Origin of the sequence: Methanoculleus marisnigri JR1 (assembly GCF_000015825.1) — an archaeon.
GTDB classification, from domain to species: domain Archaea; phylum Halobacteriota; class Methanomicrobia; order Methanomicrobiales; family Methanoculleaceae; genus Methanoculleus; species Methanoculleus marisnigri.
Map to the genome: position 1 here is coordinate 295848 of NC_009051.1, position 15855 is coordinate 311702.

At 63.0% G+C, this 15855-nt stretch carries 16 protein-coding genes; 7 read left to right on the forward strand and 9 right to left on the reverse strand.

The window, feature by feature from the left end:
• Positions 1 to 2 precede the first annotated feature (2 nt).
• From rpoA2 to MEMAR_RS01525, 4 genes are all read left to right on the forward strand, one after another.
• On the forward strand, positions 3 to 1163 hold the full coding sequence (gene rpoA2 / locus MEMAR_RS01510) for a DNA-directed RNA polymerase subunit A'' (RefSeq protein ID WP_394295774.1): 1161 nt from the start codon (positions 3 to 5) through the stop codon (positions 1161 to 1163).
• Between the two features lie 11 nt (positions 1164 to 1174).
• Positions 1175 to 1462 carry a 50S ribosomal protein L30e gene (locus tag MEMAR_RS01515; protein WP_011843157.1) on the forward strand — a complete coding sequence of 96 codons (288 nt, stop codon included), beginning with the start codon at positions 1175 to 1177 and terminating at the stop codon, positions 1460 to 1462.
• Between the two features lie 3 nt (positions 1463 to 1465).
• The gene (locus MEMAR_RS01520) at positions 1466 to 1915 is read left to right on the forward strand and encodes a NusA-like transcription termination signal-binding factor (protein ID WP_011843158.1); all 450 of its coding nucleotides are present in this window, start codon (positions 1466 to 1468) and stop codon (positions 1913 to 1915) included.
• 261 nt (positions 1916 to 2176) lie between these two features.
• A complete protein-coding gene (locus MEMAR_RS01525) occupies positions 2177 to 3544 on the forward strand; it encodes a hypothetical protein (RefSeq protein WP_143706293.1) in 1368 nt (455 codons plus the stop codon).
• 61 nt (positions 3545 to 3605) lie between these two features.
• Here the strand turns inward: MEMAR_RS01525 and MEMAR_RS01530 are convergent, their stop codons facing one another.
• The 3 genes from MEMAR_RS01530 to MEMAR_RS01540 form a co-directional block, all read right to left on the reverse strand.
• Complete coding sequence (locus tag MEMAR_RS01530) at positions 3606 to 4643, reverse strand: DUF1786 domain-containing protein (protein ID WP_011843160.1); 1038 nt, start codon at positions 4641 to 4643, stop codon at positions 3606 to 3608.
• A 212-nt stretch (positions 4644 to 4855) separates the two neighbouring features.
• On the reverse strand, positions 4856 to 7051 hold the full coding sequence (gene nrdD / locus MEMAR_RS01535) for an anaerobic ribonucleoside-triphosphate reductase (RefSeq protein WP_011843163.1): 2196 nt from the start codon (positions 7049 to 7051) through the stop codon (positions 4856 to 4858).
• Positions 7048 to 7323: a glutaredoxin family protein gene (locus MEMAR_RS01540; RefSeq protein WP_342606855.1), complete on the reverse strand. Its 276-nt coding sequence runs from the start codon at positions 7321 to 7323 to the stop codon at positions 7048 to 7050. The genes nrdD and MEMAR_RS01540 overlap by 4 nt, the downstream gene beginning before the upstream one ends.
• 228 nt (positions 7324 to 7551) lie before the next feature.
• Between MEMAR_RS01540 and thpR the strand changes: the two genes are divergently transcribed.
• Together thpR and cca are read left to right on the forward strand one after the other, a co-directional pair.
• The gene (thpR, locus tag MEMAR_RS01545) at positions 7552 to 8091 is read left to right on the forward strand and encodes an RNA 2',3'-cyclic phosphodiesterase (RefSeq protein ID WP_011843165.1); all 540 of its coding nucleotides are present in this window, start codon (positions 7552 to 7554) and stop codon (positions 8089 to 8091) included.
• Complete coding sequence (gene cca / locus MEMAR_RS01550) at positions 8088 to 9461, forward strand: CCA tRNA nucleotidyltransferase (protein WP_011843166.1); 1374 nt, start codon at positions 8088 to 8090, stop codon at positions 9459 to 9461. Before thpR ends, cca begins: the two co-directional genes overlap by 4 nt.
• Before the next feature lie 28 nt (positions 9462 to 9489).
• On the opposite strand, the gene MEMAR_RS13275 is transcribed toward cca, so the two are convergent.
• Positions 9490 to 10884: a PAS domain S-box protein gene (locus tag MEMAR_RS13275; protein WP_011843167.1), complete on the reverse strand. Its 1395-nt coding sequence runs from the start codon at positions 10882 to 10884 to the stop codon at positions 9490 to 9492.
• Positions 10885 to 11317: 433 nt separating this feature from the next.
• Here MEMAR_RS13275 and MEMAR_RS12615 point away from each other — a divergent pair, with 433 nt between their 5' ends.
• Positions 11318 to 11557 carry a hypothetical protein gene (locus tag MEMAR_RS12615; protein ID WP_011843168.1) on the forward strand — a complete coding sequence of 80 codons (240 nt, stop codon included), beginning with the start codon at positions 11318 to 11320 and terminating at the stop codon, positions 11555 to 11557.
• Between the two features lie 423 nt (positions 11558 to 11980).
• On the opposite strand, the gene MEMAR_RS01565 is transcribed toward MEMAR_RS12615, so the two are convergent.
• From MEMAR_RS01565 to MEMAR_RS01585, 5 genes are all read right to left on the reverse strand, one after another.
• Positions 11981 to 12730: an ABC transporter permease gene (locus MEMAR_RS01565; protein WP_011843170.1), complete on the reverse strand. Its 750-nt coding sequence runs from the start codon at positions 12728 to 12730 to the stop codon at positions 11981 to 11983.
• 2 nt (positions 12731 to 12732) lie between these two features.
• Positions 12733 to 13752: an ATP-binding cassette domain-containing protein gene (locus tag MEMAR_RS01570; protein WP_011843171.1), complete on the reverse strand. Its 1020-nt coding sequence runs from the start codon at positions 13750 to 13752 to the stop codon at positions 12733 to 12735.
• Positions 13753 to 13755: 3 nt separating this feature from the next.
• The gene (locus MEMAR_RS01575; RefSeq protein WP_245526629.1) at positions 13756 to 14028 is read right to left on the reverse strand and encodes an AbrB/MazE/SpoVT family DNA-binding domain-containing protein; all 273 of its coding nucleotides are present in this window, start codon (positions 14026 to 14028) and stop codon (positions 13756 to 13758) included.
• Positions 14025 to 14564 (reverse strand): class I SAM-dependent methyltransferase, encoded by a 540-nt coding sequence (locus tag MEMAR_RS01580; protein ID WP_245526630.1) that lies wholly within the window; start codon positions 14562 to 14564, stop codon positions 14025 to 14027. Before MEMAR_RS01580 ends, MEMAR_RS01575 begins: the two co-directional genes overlap by 4 nt.
• Before the next feature lie 269 nt (positions 14565 to 14833).
• Positions 14834 to 15853: a Coenzyme F420 hydrogenase/dehydrogenase, beta subunit C-terminal domain gene (locus tag MEMAR_RS01585; RefSeq protein WP_011843174.1), complete on the reverse strand. Its 1020-nt coding sequence runs from the start codon at positions 15851 to 15853 to the stop codon at positions 14834 to 14836.
• Between the last annotated feature and the right edge of the window lie 2 nt (positions 15854 to 15855).

The window sequence follows — 15855 nt, forward strand, 5'->3', positions numbered from 1 at the left end:
ATATGGAGCAGCGGATCGATTCCCTCGATCTGCCTTACCGGACGCGGGAAGACCTCAAAGCGAGTCTTGCGGATCGGGACGTCACCGAGGAAGAGTTCGAGCAGATTCTCGAGATGGTCTTTTCGGAGTATCAGAAGAGCCGGATCGAGCCCTGCGAGGCGGTCGGTGTCGTGGCGGCGCAGTCGATCGGCGAGCCCGGCACCCAGATGACGATGCGTACGTTCCACTACGCGGGTGTGGCCGAGATCAACGTTACCCTCGGTCTCCCCCGCCTGATCGAGATCATGGACGCCCGGCGCGAGCCGAGCACCCCCACGATGGCGGTCCACCTGCTGGACGACTGGGCGTTCAACCGCGACCGCGCCCGCGAGGTGAGCTGGCAGATCGAGGCCGCGCCGCTCCACGAGTTCGGGGATATCACCATCGACATGGAGAACATGCAGGTCCTCGTCATGTTGAACAAGGCGGTCTGCGACCGGCGCAAGATCTCGATCGACGAGATCCTCGAGGCGGGGCCGAGGAAGATGCGTGAAAAGCGGCACTTCCGCGACTTCGATGTCGAGGGGGACCCGAAGAGGGCCTCGATCACGTTCACTCCGAAGAACCGGGAGAGCTACCAGAACCTCTTCCAGCTCGCGGAACACGTCCGGCACGTCATCGTCCAGGGTATCGACGATATCGAGCGGGTCGTCGTCAGAAAGGAAGGCGGAGAGTATATCCTTTATACTGAGGGCTCCAACCTAAAAGATGTCTTCGAAGTCGAAGGAGTCGATACCTCCCGCACCCGGAGCAACAACATCAGCGAGATCGCCGATGTGCTCGGTATCGAGGCCGGCCGGAATGCAATCATCCAGGAGGCCTTAAGCACCCTGAACGAACAGGGTATCGGCGTCGATGTCCGTCATATCATGCTCGTCGCGGATATGATGTGCATGGAGGGCGAGGTCAAGCAGATCGGCCGGCACGGTATTGCCGGCGAGAAGGAGAGTGTCCTTTCCCGGGCTGCATTCGAAGTAACGGTCAACCATCTGCTGGATGCTGCAATCGCGAACGAGGTGGACGAATTAAACGGCGTCACCGAGAACGTGATCGTGGGCCAGCCAATCCAGCTTGGCACCGGTGATGTGAAACTCATCGCAAAACCCATAAACTTGAAAATCTAGGAGAAATCATAATGGACTTTAATGCTTCACTACGCAAAGCCGTGAAGACTGGTACCGTGTTCCTGGGCCGAAACAAGACCCGGGAATCCATCGAGGCAGGCAAGGCCAAACTTGTCGTGGTTGCCAGGAACAGCCCGGAATCCGTTAAAAATCTGGTGAATGAGATCGATATCCCTGTCTACGCCTACGAAGGCTCGAGCGTCCAGCTCGGGAAAGCCTGCGGCATGCCGTACGTCGTCAGTGCGCTCGCCGTGATCGAGCCAGGCGAATCCGATATCCTGAGTGCTGCGAGAGTGTAGACGATGCCACAGGTCACGCTGACTGAGGAGTGCATGCGCCTCATCTCCCAGTTCGAGAGCCTTACCGGCGCAGGCAGCCGCGATTGCATCGTCGATAACCGCAACGAGCGGATAATCTTCGTGATCAATCCCGGCGATATGGGACTCGCCATCGGCAAGAGCGGGTCGAGCATCAAGAAGGCTTCCGACGTGATGGGGAAGCGCATCGAGGTCGTGGAATACTCTGCGGACCCGAGCCAGTTCCTCCGGAACTGCTTCCTTCCTGCTCAGGTCACCGGTATCGACTTCGACACGGACGAGGAGGATCAGCAGATCGCCCTTATCGATGTCCGGGACGAGGATCGGGGCCTTGCCATCGGCAAAGCGGGGAAGAATATCTTCAAGGCAAAAGTTCTCGCGCAGCGCCAGCATGACATCGCCGATGTCCAGCTGATGCAGAACGATTCTGCCTGAACACCTTTTTTGAAGTAATCCGGCAACCTCCCCGACGAGGAGTGTCCCGGGGCGGCAGGTAGTATCTCCCGAACAGTTCTCCCGGGGGCGATTTGCGGGGAGGCTTCGAGTGCGCTCCTGCCCGGAAATTATTTATACTGGTATGTGCCCCATGAGATTCCCATGAACGGAGTCCCCGCCCGGATAGTGAAGCCTGCCCTGGCTGCGGCAGAACCGGCGAACAGAGTGCGTGGAGTTCCCGGACCCCGGAGGGCGGCACCGTTGAGGTCTCTTCTCCTCGCTATTGTGGTTCTGGTGCTCTGCATCGGCATGCTCGCTCCTCTTGCATCCGCTCTCCCCGGCTCCGACGAGAACGGCACCGCCGATGCACCGGGCGAGAAGCTTGCCGATAAAAAAGCGCCGATCACGCCTGCAGAGAGCCTGGATCCTGAAGAACAGGACGAAAAGATCCTGTCGAATTCTACCGGGGCGACGGTTGGAAACGGCAACGAGACCGCCGATGCGGAGACGAATGGGACGCTGACGGCAGCGCCGTCCCAGAATGCAACAACCACCACTGAACCCACCGCGACGAAGACCGCCGTTGCCGACGACAAGAAGAAAAAGAAGAGTGCGAACCCGACACCCACCCTGGAGCGGTATGCTCCCCCGCGACCGAGCGCGACGATGGCGAAATCGCACTATTCTCAAGACCGGCCGCTGGTTCAGAGCGACCACCAGATGATCCTCCCTGGATCGTCGTACACCCCCGAGGAGAACGAGACCGGGATACCGTCCGCCGTCGCCGTACCGCGCGACGGCCTGCTCGTCAGGGGTATCGGGGTGCTCCTCGACCGGACACCCGAAGACGTCGTCCTTACCCGGAGCGGGGTGGAGATAGCGAATCTCGACTGGCTGCTCGACCCGGCGATGCGCCTGGGCAGTCGGCACCCGCGGGCGGTCCTGGAGGGGGAGACATTCACCGTCATCGTGACGGTCGAGGCCAGGAACGTGACGGTCACGGAGGAGAACCCTGCCTACGTCGTCCTGGTGCCGCCCCCGGACGAGACCGGGGTCTATGAGATCACGCGGACCCGTGAGTTCCAGACCCTCGGGGACGGGGAACGCGGCGTCTGGGAGTTTACGGTCGTCACCCGTACCGGGAGGCTGACGCTTGCGAACCTCACCCTTCCCGAGGAGCGGCTGGTCACCAACCTGACGTCGAACCCCAACCTCTTCGCCTTCCAGGCATACGCTCTTGCCGGCGACCAGGAGGTGCCTTCATCGGGCTTCTCCGACCCGGTGCTCGCCATCCGGCCTGAGGGGGATGCGGGCGCGGCGGAGGAGTCTTCCCTCCCCGGACTCTACGCGCTTTCGGGCGTCGAGAACTCGACGCTCAGTCCGTCGGAGACGATGGCCGGGGCGTGGGCGCGGGGCGTCGACCACGATGCGATCGTTGCCGCGGCGGTCGGGGACCTCGAGATCTTGAACGGTCTTGGGAAGGAGGAGTTGGCGGCCATTTATGATCTGGAAGGGGGAGGAGAGGGTGGAGCGGGTGGAGACCCGTCTGCATCCTCGCCGTCGATATTCGACCAGATCATGGAGTTCTTCCGGGGGCTGTTCGGGATGAACCAGGAACGTGCTTCGTGAGTGGGGACGGGTACTCCTTTTCCCCGGTTCCTGTCTGGACGCCCGATCAACCTCCGCTCTTTCAGAGCGTCGGTTCTCTGAACCTCTTCCAGAGATACGCGAGCCCGAAGCACCCCGAGAGCATCATGTCCCCGAAGGGCGCCGCCTGGTAGGCCTCCGGCAGCAGCCTGAGCCGGTTCGGGCCGGTGACCGCCACGGCACCCGTGGCGAGGGGCTTTCTGATCGCCGCCCCGTGACCGCCGTCGTCGAAGACTTCCTCCGTGGTCAGGGTGCCGTCGGCGAGCCGCCTGATGTAGTCCTGCAGTTTCGCAGGATCGAGCGCGCCGGTGTGGTGCTCGAAGAGGCCGTGGATCTCCCGTCCTTTCAGGGTGAAGCAGAGGGTGTGCCCGTTCCCGGCGTTGACGAGGGTCACCCCGGTCTTTGCCATGCGCCGAACCTGCGGGTCGCAGAGCGCCCCGATGAGGGCGGCCGGCCCGGTGTCGGTGACGAACGCTCCCGGTGCCTGGCTCAGGACAGCCTGCATCCGGGTCATATCGGCGATTGGGGGGTCGCTCGCGAGCGAGAGGAGGTCCCAATCCCCGGCGTCCAGTCGCTCCCGCATCAGTTCGAACCGGTGGATGCGGTTGCTCCGGTGCGGGGAGTAGCCGTGATCCTGGACCGCTATCGCCACGTTCTGTGGGTAGTCCACGCCGAAGAGGGAGAGCGCCTGCCTGAGTTCCGGTTCCATATAGTCGGTGGTGCGGACGACCGCCGCGTCTCCCGGAGGGGCAGTGCGGATCTCAACTCCAAGCGCCCGCACCCGTTCCGGGTCGTCGTGGAGGGTCAGAGCGGCCTTGGGCGTGGCGTAGACCGGGAGATCTGCCGCCAGGTGCTTCCGTATCGCGCCGGTGTTCGCGCCGCCGCCCATCAGGTACCCGTCCAGGAAGACCGGGCGCCCCGCCCGGGTCGCCTCCCGGATCTTCGCCGCCGCCACCACGGTCGGGGAGGGGAGGACCAGTTTGATGCTGTTCTCGACCGCCCGGCCGGGCTCGTAGACCAGGATGTCCTGGGTGCCCCTGCCGACATCGATGGCAAGGAGCGGGGTTTTGAGATCGATCATGGGTGTGCCTCACGCGCTGCCGCTACGTCGTGCCGGCAGCTCCTACATTAAGTTTTGCTGCGAAGCAAAAAAAGGTGCTCTGCGAAATGCTTTACACAATTTCGCGCGAAGTTTCGTGGCCCTCGTGTGAGATCGTATCGCTATCTGCACCCGTTAACTCACGCGAAGTGCGAGCGCAGCGAGCTTGAGCACTGAAGGTGTGATGATCCCGGTCAGGCACCTGCCCGGTCTGCCGCCGGAGAGGTGCCGGCCGTCTTCCCCGTGTCGGGGCGCGCCGGTTTTAGTTCCCGGTACTCCTTCAGGGAAACCGTGAGATCCCGGGTGAAGGCGAAGTAGCCGATCTGCGTCGTCCGGCAGAGGTTCATCGCCATCTCCATCAGTCCGCGGGGGTCGGGGCGCGCCTCCCCGAGCCATACGTGGAAGATGTTTCCGCCGTCCACGATGGGGAAGAAGATGTGCTCGATCTCGATCCGTTTCGTGAGCGGAACGGGGGCTCCCGGGGCGATATGCGTCCCGTTGGTGTAGTAGATGGGGAGGTCGAGCGTCGTGCCGAGCGTATCGAGCGCCGCATCGGCGTCGCCCTTGACGACCCGGATGGCGTGGTCGCGGAACCGCTCGTCGAGGAGGTCCGCGACGGCAAACCGCTGCCCGGTTGTCTCTGCCGGGGTGCGGGCGAGGGCGATCGTCATGTTGTGCTTCTGCGAGAGTTCACGGGCGTACATCTCGAGTTCGGTCATTGCCCGGACGGCGAGACGGAACGCGTCGCGCGACTCATGGAGCTGGTGACCGGTGAAGTGCTGCACCATCTCGTTGACGCCGACCACGCCGATGGTGTAGACGAGCCCCTCGAGATCCACGGCAACCGCGCCGCGTTCGCCGGTGTTCGGGTCCTTCGGGCGCTGCATCGCAAACGGCATCCGGCCGTTTGTCCGGATGTGAGACATCCAGCGGCGCTTGATCCGGAAGAGTTCGACGGCGGTATCCATGAGCGCCTTCAGTTCGGCAAAGAGCCGTTCCTGGTCGCCCTCCGCCTTGTACGCCGCCCGTGGGCAGTTGATGGACATCACCATCCATGACCCCATCGAGAAGTGCTTCCCTTCCCGGAAGTAGAGTTTGTCCTCGAACTCGTCGTCCTCGTCGGCGAGGGAGGAGAACTGGTAGGCACAGCATTGATAGCACGAGATCCCCTCGCCGGCGCCCCGGTAGGGAGGGATCTGATTGTCGTAGTAGGGGGTGCCGTATTTGGACGCGAGTTCGAACGTCATCAGGTAGAGGTCCTGGTAGGTCGGGAGGTCGGGGTGCTCGCGGTTGAACTCCTCGTCCTCGTTAAGGAAGTCGGGCTCGATGCTGATCTCGGGTTTCGGGAAGGAGAAGGGCTTGCCCCAGTAGTCCCCCTCGAGCATCACCTCCATCAGCGCCTTGAAGAGGAGCCGGACCTCCCGTTCGAACTCGTTGTAGGTCCGGAGCGGTGCCTGTTCTCCGTTCCAGACCTTGCCGCGGTAGACGCAGGGCTTGTCCTTCCAGAGGGTGGGGACGCCCGGGGAGAGCTGGACCGACGAGAAGACCACCTGGCCGCCGCGGGCGACCATCATCTGGGTCATCTCGTAGACGAACATCTGCATCAGCTGCTTGATCTCCTCGTAGTCCATCCCCTCGAAGAAGGGCGCCATGAACGTGAGGAAGTTGTAGTAGCCCTGGCCGCCGGCGAAGTTCGTCTGGGCGGAGCCGAGCGCCTTGACCGCGTGGAGGACCGCCACCTCGGCCCTCTTCGCGGGGCCGGCGACCGAGGCCTTCGTCCCGTTCCCATCAGGCATCAGGCCGTAGTAGAGGAAGTAGCGCAGGTCCCAATCCTGGCAAAACGGGCGGGTCCCGAAGTACTCCAGGTCGTGGATGTGGAGATCGCCGCGGAGGTGGTGGTCCGCAAGGTCCGGGGGGAGCTGCAGGAGGTACTGCTCCTTGCTGATCTTGTCCGCCTTCTTCTTGTGGGATGTCTCGGCGTTCTCCTGGAGGTTGGCGTTGTCGTGCGCCTCGAATCCCCGTCCCACATCGATGAGGTGCGCGTCGAAGACCGGGGTTCCCACCCGGGTGCAGACGTTGCGGTAGGGGACGAGGCCGCGCTCGAGGAGCGTCATGTTGACGATCTCGCGGATGAGGGGGCCGGAGAGCGACTGGAGGCCCAGCATCTGGATCTTCCTCTCGACCCGCCGGGCGATATCCTTCGCCGTCTCCTCGTCGGCCCCCTCGTAGCCGTAGAAGACCTCGACAAGCCGGCTCTCCTCCAGGATCTGTTTGACGATCCGGTTCCGGTTCCAGTCGAGGAGGTAGCCGCGGGAGGTCCGGACCTTTGGGAACGTCGGGACGAACTCCCCGAATAGAGTCGCTTGTGTCGACTTGCGGGTCAACCTCATGCCTCCGCGATCAGATCGGCGACAAGGTTTTCCTGGAACGCGCCTCCGCTAAAGAGTTCGGCGGATGTATAGAATGCGTCGCCCTTCTGCAGGACCGGCGCTTCCTGAACGAATACGCCGTTTATGCGGAGTTCTGTCAGCGCTTCGGCTGACGCCATGTCGCATTCAACGAAAGGGACGCCTCTGGAAGCCAGGAACTCTTTGAGTATTTCGCAATTCGGGCAGAATTCCAGTGTGTATACGGTGAATTGCGCTGTATCGGAAATGGTAATACCCCCGGATTATTCGGTCACTATGTTTTCGTTTTGCACGGTTATAACAGATCTCATTCTATGCGGAGCGCTGCTTCTCATCCGGGTGCATATTCCCGTGCCCCCGGTGCGGATACCCAAAAAACTCCCGGCGGCCGGACTCCCTAACCGCCTTCCGCTGCGTGCCGACGCTAAAGCCTCCGCCGGACAATCACCATTTTGTAGGGTGAAGCACGATAGTACGGTAGTATGGTCAGGACGTTCGTTGCAATCGATCTGCCGGAGGAGATCCGGGAGCGCGCCCGTGAGTCCCAGGAGATCCTGAGACGGTCGTCCGGGCGGCTCGCGATCGTCGACCCTGCAAACCTCCATCTTACGGTGAAATTCCTCGGGGAGGTCGATCCGGCGCAGGTCGATCCGGTTGTCGAGGCGCTCCGGGCCGTCCACGCCGACCCCTTCAGCCTGACGGTCGGGTACGCGGTCTGCAATCCGCCGCGGAAGCCGCGGGTGATCTGGTGCGATGTCACGGACGGCGGGGAGAGCGCCGTCCTCGCCCGGCAGGTGGATGCACTCCTTGCGCCGCTCGGGTTCCCCCGGGAGACGCGTCCTTTCCGCCCTCACGTGACCCTTGCCCGGGTAAAAGAGTTCCACCCCTCGCAGTGCCGGGAGGCGGCATCCACCCCGCGCGAACCGCTCGGGACCTGCCGGGTGACAGGCATCAAACTCAAGAAGAGCACGCTGACGCCCCGCGGTTCGATCTACGAAGACCTTGCGGAGGTCGTGTTTTGACCCGGTGCCCCTGCGAGGAAGAGGTGCTCAACAGGATCCGCCCCACGCCAGAAGAGCGGACCTACGTCCGTACGATGGGACAGCAACTGATCGAGGCGGTGGAGCGTTCGGGAAAGGCGAAGGCGATGATGGTGGGCTCGGTCGCCCGCGACACCTTCGTCCGCGGCGACCGGGATCTCGATATATTCATGCTCTTCGATCCCGCTCTCTCCCGGGAGGAACTGCAGGAGCAGGGTCTGTCCCTCGCGCACCGGATCGCGGAGGAGTTCGGTGCGACCTGGCGCGAGAAGTACGCGGAGCACCCTTACGTCAACGCGACGATCGATTCGCTGGACATCGATCTCGTCCCCTGCTACGCCGTCGCGAGCGCCACCGAGATCAAGAGCGCCGTGGACCGGACGCCGTTTCACACCCGCTATATCCTCGGCCACATCGGCGGCTACGCCGACGACGTCCTCCTCTTCAAACAGTTCGCGAAGTCGGGCGGGGTCTACGGCTCGGATCACATGACCGAAGGGTTCTCCGGCTACCTCTGCGAGATCCTGACGATCCACTACGGGGGGTTCCACCCGCTTCTTCGCGCCGCCGCCTGCTGGAAGCCCGGAGAGGTGATCGACATCGAGAGACACGGGACGAAGGAGTTCGAGGATCCGCTCGTCGTCATCGATCCGGTCGACCCGGAAAGAAACGTGGCGGCGGCGCTCTCGCTCTCGCGGATGTTCGAGTTCGTGGAACTCGCCCGCGGCTACCTCGCCGAGCCGTCGGAAGCGTTCTTCTGCCGGCCCCCCTCCCCGCCGCTCACCCGGGAGATCTTCGCCCGCCTCCTCTCCGCGCGGGGGACGCATCTCTTCTCCATCGCGTTTGCAACGCCGGAATACACCCCCGATACGGTGGTCCCCCAGCTCAGGAAATCCGCCGAATCGATCCGGGAACTCCTGGAGCGGAGCGGTTTTCCGGTCAACCGCATCGACGTCTGCATGGGAAAAGAGCGGTGCATGCTCCTCTTCGAGCTGATGGCCGATACCGTCCCGGTGGTGCGCCGGCATATCGGCCCGCCGCTCTCGACACGGGAGAACGCCGAGAAGTTCCTCGCGAAGTATGTCCGGGAAGAGGTCTTCGCCGGCCCCTACGTGGAGGACGGCCGCTACGTGGTGGAAGTCCCTCGCACGTTCACCCGGGCCGTCGACCTGCTGCGGTCGAAGACGCTCTTAGACGTGGCGCTCGGCAAGCACGTCCGCCGCTCGATGAAGCAGGGCTGGACGGTGAAGGCCGGTGCTGAGTGCTGGGACGAGGAGTTTGCCGTCTTCGTCTCCAGGTTCCTCGACCGGGCATCGCCGGTTGTGAGGATCAAGAGGCTGACGGGGAAGTAAGGGTCTGCCGGCCCGCTTCCGGCGTCTCTCAACCGATCAGGGGAACCCTGCACCCCTGCACGTCGCCATCGGCTGGAGCCCCCGGTTCGTCCCGGACGACTTTTTGCAGCGTGAACCGAAACGCCGCCCCCGCTTCCGTGGTGCCCGGCACCCGGTCGTCCACCCAGATCCGGCCGCCGTAACGTTCGATGAGCACCTGCACGAGGAAGAGGCCGAGCCCTTCGCCGACGCCTCTCCTCCTCTTCTCGTAGCGGTGGAAGATCTCGCGCTTCTGATCGTCCGGAACCCCCGGGCCGGTGTCCTCGACCGAGATCCGGACGAACCCGTCTTCGTCTTCCACGCGGACGGTAATCTCGACGCCGGACCCGCCGAACTTGACGGCGTTGCCGATGAGGTTAGAAAAAACCTCTGAGAGGAGATCGTCGGCCAGCACCTGGCGGTCGACCGCCTCGTAATGGATGGCAATTTCGGGGAACTGTGCGATCTCATCGCGGATAACCGTGTCCAGATCCACGCGCTTGTGCCCGCCGGACGGCTGGTGGATTCGCCGGATTGTCGAGACGTTGCCCAGGATCTCGATGCTCTTTCTGATACTCCGCTGGAGTTTCTCCATGTACGTCCGCGAATCGCCGTCCAGGGTCTCGATGAGCAGTTCGGTGTAGAGGTTCGCGACATTCTCGGTGTTGCGGATGTCGTGCGTGAGGATGTCCAGGTAGAGGTTCGCCTCGCGGTTCGCACTGTCGAGTTCCCGGTGGAGCCGGGCAAGGTCTTCTGTGTGGCGCTGGAGCGCTTCTTCTGTCTGCTTTCGCTCGGTGATATCGGTAAACATGGCAAAGGATCCGGCGAACCTGCCGTCCTCGTCCTTCCTGGCGGTTGCGGAGACCAGCACCCAGCGTGCGCTGCCGTCCCGGTGCCTGAGACGGCACTCGTACCTGCCGTCGAGGCCCTGCTCTCTTGCCGCCATGCGGTTCCGGTGCGCGTCGAGTTCCTCGGCAAACAGGAAGTCGGTTAGCGGCCGGCCGAGCATCTCCTCGACCGAATAACCGAGCATGCCGGCCATGGTGCGGTTGGCGTAGGTGATCATATAACGGCTGTCTATCTGGAGGATGCCCTCGTTTGCCATCTCCACGATGGAGCGGAATTTCTCCTCGCTCTTTTGCAGGGCCTCTCCGGTCACCCTGCGCTCGTTTGCTTCGGCGGTCAGCATTAGAAGGAGGGTCTGCTGTTTGCGAAAGACGAAGTAAGCGGCGGTCACGGCCAGCAGGGTGGTGAAGAGGACGGTATGCATGTGCGAATCCGCGAGCGTCATGTTCGGGTAGAAGTAGTCCTTCATGGACTGGTAGACACTCATCAGGACGAATGCGAATACGCCCACCTTTCCAAGCGTGAGGTAGAGGTTGACTGGCTGGGACTCCTTGCTCATACGCACCCCGGGCAGATGCGGGACGGGATCTGCTGCATGCTATGGTAACCCCGGTCTGTGGGGGTTTCGTGCAATGCCGCGCCTGGTGAAACCAGCGGTCGGAAACTCTCTTTGGCCGGCCGGTTTCCGCATACAACGGCCGGAGCCTGAGCAAATGCAGCAGCCCGATTGCCGATTGCATTCTCCCCCACGATACAATAAATCTTCCCGACCGTGCAGGTGTTCACACCTCTCTCCCGGAAAAACCGTTGCGCCCGCCCGGTACCCCGGTGCATTTCCGATCCGTATATTACGTCGAGGTGCAATTCTCCGGCACGGGAACATACGTTAAGCTCGTCGGTTTCGGCATCCTCACCTGGCTCCTCCCTTTCCTCCTCTCGCTCCCCCTCTATTCGTCGGAGGGCGTCCGCTCTACAACATCTTCCTGTTCAAGTTGGTCCTGCTCGTCTTCTCGGCCGCGCTCGGGACCTTCCTCATTCTGGTCTACTTCAGGGACGTGCAGGACCGTTTCGTCCGGGAAGGCGCCCTGCTCGGCGGCGTATGGCTCCTGATCAACCGGGCGCTCGACGCCGCCGTCCTCCTGCCCCTCTTGGGGATGGACGCCGGCACCTACATGGGAGAGATCGGGCTTTGTTACCTCATGATCCCGATCATCGCCCTCGGGATCGGGTAGGCGGCCGAGCAGGCTGTGTGGGTTGCGACGGTCCGTTAGGACCGGAGTTTGAGCACCGTAGGTGTGGGTTGCGACGGTCCGTTAGGACCGGAGTTTGAGCACCGTAGGTGTGGGTTGCGACGGTCCGTTAGGACCGGAGTTTGAGCACCGTAGGTGTGGGTTGCGACGGTCCGTTAGGACCGGAGTTTGAGCACCGTAGGTGTGGGTTGCGACGGTCCGTTAGGACCGGAGTTTGAGCACCGTAGGTGTGGGTTGCGACGGTCCGTTAGGACCGGAGTTTGAGCACCGTAGGTGTGGGTTGCGACTGCCGTCCCGGCAGGAGCATGAGAAACCCGAAGGTCTTCGAGTTGCGACTGCCGTCCCGGCAGGAGCATGAGAAACCCGAAGGGTTTCGAGTGGGGGTAACCTTCCGGCACCCGCACTTCACGTCTGGATCTTCCGGAAGAGGTACGCCCCGGCGACGGTCATGAGCACGGCGCAGGCGGCCATGACGGCGAGGCTCGCGAGCGGGTGAATCTGGGCGGTGCCCGAGAGGCCGTAACGGATGCCCTCGACGCCGTAGGTCAGGGGGTCGGCAAGCGTCAGCGGCCGGAGCCAATCGGGCAGGCTGTTGATGGGGAAGAGCGCCCCGGAAAGCCCGAAGATCGGGAAGATCACGAAGTTCATGATGAGCTGGAAGCCGTGCATGTCCTCCATCCTCGATGCAATCGCGATCCCGAACGCGGTGAAGGTCACGCCGATCAGCGCCATGAACCCGACGGCGACCAGGAACCCGCTGATGCCGGCGGGCTGGAGCCCGATGAAGAGCGCGAACACCATCAGGATCAGCCCCTGGATGACCGCCGTCGTCGCTCCCCCGAGCGTCTGGCCGATCATGATCTCGAGCCGCGAGACCGGGGCGACGAGCGTCTCTTTCAGAAACCCGAACTGTTTGTCCCAGATGATCTGGATCCCTGAAAAGACCGAGGTGAAGAGGACGCTCATCGCCACGATGCCGGGGATGATGAACTCCAGGTAGCCTTCCTCCACGCCAGGAATGCTGACGATCGAGTTCAGCCCGAACCCGAGCACCAGCATGAAGAAGAGGGGCATCCCGAGGCTGCCGACGATCCTGCTCTTTGAGCGCAGGTAGCGCTTGACGTTCCGCAGCCAGATGGTATAGACGATATCCACGCTTACCGCCTCCTTGCCCGCTGGAACATCCGTATCGTCTCTTTGCCGTCCGCCTCCTCGTCCCGGATCGTCCTCCCCGTGTAGTGCAGGAAGACGTCCTCGAGCGTCGGCTTTCTTACCGAGAGGGAGGTGATGCCGACGCCGCTCTGGTGGATGGCGGTCACGATCCCGGGGATGTGCCGGTCGGCCTCCTGCAGGCGGATCGTCACCGAGCCGTCGTGCCGCTCGATCCCGGAGACCCATGGGGCGGTCAGGATCTCGGCGATTGCCCCGGGATCGGGCGAGGTTATGGTGACGACGTCGCCGCCGATGGAGGCCTTCAGGTTCTCCGCGGTGTCGAGCGCGACGATCGTCCCGCGGTCGATGATCGCGATGCGGTCGCAGAGCCGGTCGGCCTCCTCCATGTAGTGGGTGGTGAGGATGATGGTGATGCCCTTCTCGTCGTTCAACCGCGCGATATACTCCCAGAGGTGGTTTCGCGTCTGCGGGTCGAGGCCGAGGGTGGGTTCGTCCAGGAAGAGCACCTTCGGCTCGTGGAGCAGTCCCCGGGCGATCTCGAGTCGTCGGCGCATGCCGCCCGAGTAGGTCTTGACGAGGTCGTCTTTCCGGTCGGCAAGCCCGACGAGAGTCAGGAGTTCGCCGATACGCCGGCGGCGCTCCTCCCCGCTGATCCGGTAGAGGCGGCCGTGGAAGTCCATGTTCTCGTACGCCGTCAGTTCTTCGTCCAGGCTCTGGTCCTGGAAGACGATCCCGATGGACTTGCGGACATCGTCTTCCCGCGTCACGACATCGTGGCCGTTGACCGTCGCCGTGCCCGAGGTGGGTTTCTGCATCGTCGAGAGCATGGAGATGGTCGTGGTTTTTCCCGCTCCGTTCGGGCCGAGGAGCCCGAAGATCTCGCCGCTCGCGATGGAAAACGAGATGCCGTCGACGGCGACGAGATCGCCGAAGGATTTCGTCAGGTTGCGGGCATCTATGGCCTGATCCGGGGTTCGCTGAAGCGGTGTGGTAGAGCAGTCCATTCTTCACTCCTCCGGCGGCTCCTCGGGTTCAACCTCGAACATCCGGAGCATCTCCTCTGCTATCCGCCGGAATTTATCCGCTTTGACGACGGCAAGCCCGCGCCCCTCGTCGCCGAGAACCATCAGCGTGTCGCCGGGCTTGATATCGAAGATCTCGCGCGCTTCTTTCGGGATGACAATCTGGCCGCGTTCGCCGACCTTGACCGTCCCGAAGATGTGTTTTCTGCCGCTGTGGTCGTGGCGGTGGTGGTGGTTGTGGAACATAGCTTCTGTCACCTCATCGGTGTGTTTCCCGACAGCAGCCGGCATCGCAGGTATTCTCCGGTCTCCGCTTCGATCGACCATACCCCGGAATCCAGGAGCGCCCGGCGCGTCTTCTCACGCGATTGGTGCCCGTCGTCCAGGACCAGGGTGCCGTCCGGTTTCGTGATCCGCCGGAGTTCTGCGAGGAACGCTTCCGGCCGTTCCACCAAGTGGAACATGTCGAGGGCGTAGACGAGGTCTGCAGCCGCATCGGGGAGGGTCGAGTCGTAGCCATTCGCAAGGACGGGGATGACGTTTCTGAGCCCTTCCTTGCGGCTCCGGTGGGAGACGGCCTTGACGGCCAGTTCGTGGACGTCCACCGCGTAGACGGTGCCGGCCGCACCGACGAGCCCGGACGCCCCTTTGACGTAGCTCCCCGGGCCGCAGCCGTAATCCACGACAGTCATGCCTTCCCTGATCCCGAACTCCGTAAGCAGTCTTGCCGGAGGCCTGAAGTGATCCCTGATGCGTATGGTAAGCGACATCAGCCGGAAGTAGAGATCCGGCACCCGGTCTGCTTGTTCTGCGGAATTATGTGCCGATTCGCTCCCCGGTGCGGGCTCCGGCATGTCTTTGTGCAATTGACGCAATATCCTCGCCCACAAATCAAACAATTCATACAAGTATGATTTTTCATACTATATGAACCTCTTGACCGTGCGCATCTCCCCATGCCCCTGGGCGTTACGGCGGGCCCGGAAACGCCGTTACCTCCCGGTATCGTGTTGAATGACCGGAAGCCGAACTGCGCGTGGTTCTGGGTGCGGTGAAAAAAGTGTTATTCCTGCCGGCGCTGCGCTTTCCGCGCGGCCAGCTGCTCGATGACGGGGAGATCGACGGCGCTGCCGGTCGCGAGTTTTCCCTGCCAGACCGCACGGTCGACGAACCCTCTTCCGATGTCGTTACGGATGACGAGCGTCGTGTACCCGTCCGGCGACCCGACGGCACCCGCGGAGACGTCCGCGTTCACCGCCGTAAAGTCGTTGCAGACCCGGCATCCGGGGCGGACGGACTCCTCTAGCTCTGCGAGGGGGATGGAGATGTGCCGCTCGTCCTGCAGGTAGACGTCCAGTTTGCCCTTGATGTCCAGATGGCGGATCTCCCAGGGCTCGATCTTCTTCTCGGACTGCAGTTTCCCCTCGACCAGTTTCGCGTAGTCGAAGGTCTCCGTGCAGAAGAGGCCGATCACGAGCCGGATCGCCTTCGCGTAGGGCCGGAGGAGTTCGTGGTCGCTCGCCCGGATCGCCTGGGTCGCCCGCGCCACGCAGGGCACGCCCACGACGGCGACGCGGCGGTACTTCCGGGTGACCACGGCTTCCTTGAGGGACGCAAGGAGCGGCACCCACCAGGAGTAGCGGCTCCCGGCGTGCTGGACGAGTTCCTCTGAGGAGGTGATCACCGCAGACGACGGTTTCATCGTCCAGGGGTCTCTCGTCACGGTGACGACCGCATCGATAAGTCCTTCATCGAGCGCGTTGACGAGGATCGCCGTCACCGCGCCGCCGCTCTGTTTGCGCTCAACCGGGAAGACCGCCCGGGCTGCGACGATATCCTCGTACGGTCCGAGCATCTTCCCCTGCGCCGCGAGGTCGACCCGCGGACAGGCTGCGTAGCACGCCCCGCAGGGCACGCCGTCGTTCTCGGCCTTGCAGTAGCCGATGTTCACCGGCGTATCGGTGTTCCCCGGCTCGAACCGGAGGGCATCCGCCGGGCAGACCGCCACGCACGCCCCGCACCCGGAGCAGAGTTCTGTATCCCAGACCTCCGACTTCAGGTCTTTGAATGTCTTCATCTCCATGC

Excerpts from the sequence above, each read along its gene's own strand:
- rpoA2 (WP_394295774.1), top strand. The coding sequence starts at position 3 with ATGGAGCAGCGGATCGATTCCCTCGATCTGCCTTACCGGACGCGGGAA.
- MEMAR_RS01515 (WP_011843157.1), top strand. The coding sequence starts at position 1,175 with ATGGACTTTAATGCTTCACTACGCAAAGCCGTGAAGACTGGTACCGTG.
- MEMAR_RS01520 (WP_011843158.1), top strand. The coding sequence starts at position 1,466 with ATGCCACAGGTCACGCTGACTGAGGAGTGCATGCGCCTCATCTCCCAG.
- MEMAR_RS01530 (WP_011843160.1), bottom strand. The coding sequence starts at position 4,643 with ATGATCGATCTCAAAACCCCGCTCCTTGCCATCGATGTCGGCAGGGGC.
- nrdD (WP_011843163.1), bottom strand. The coding sequence starts at position 7,051 with ATGAGGTTGACCCGCAAGTCGACACAAGCGACTCTATTCGGGGAGTTC.
- thpR (WP_011843165.1), top strand. The coding sequence starts at position 7,552 with ATGGTCAGGACGTTCGTTGCAATCGATCTGCCGGAGGAGATCCGGGAG.
- MEMAR_RS13275 (WP_011843167.1), bottom strand. The coding sequence starts at position 10,884 with ATGAGCAAGGAGTCCCAGCCAGTCAACCTCTACCTCACGCTTGGAAAG.
- MEMAR_RS01570 (WP_011843171.1), bottom strand. The coding sequence starts at position 13,752 with ATGGACTGCTCTACCACACCGCTTCAGCGAACCCCGGATCAGGCCATA.
- MEMAR_RS01585 (WP_011843174.1), bottom strand. The coding sequence starts at position 15,853 with ATGGAGATGAAGACATTCAAAGACCTGAAGTCGGAGGTCTGGGATACA.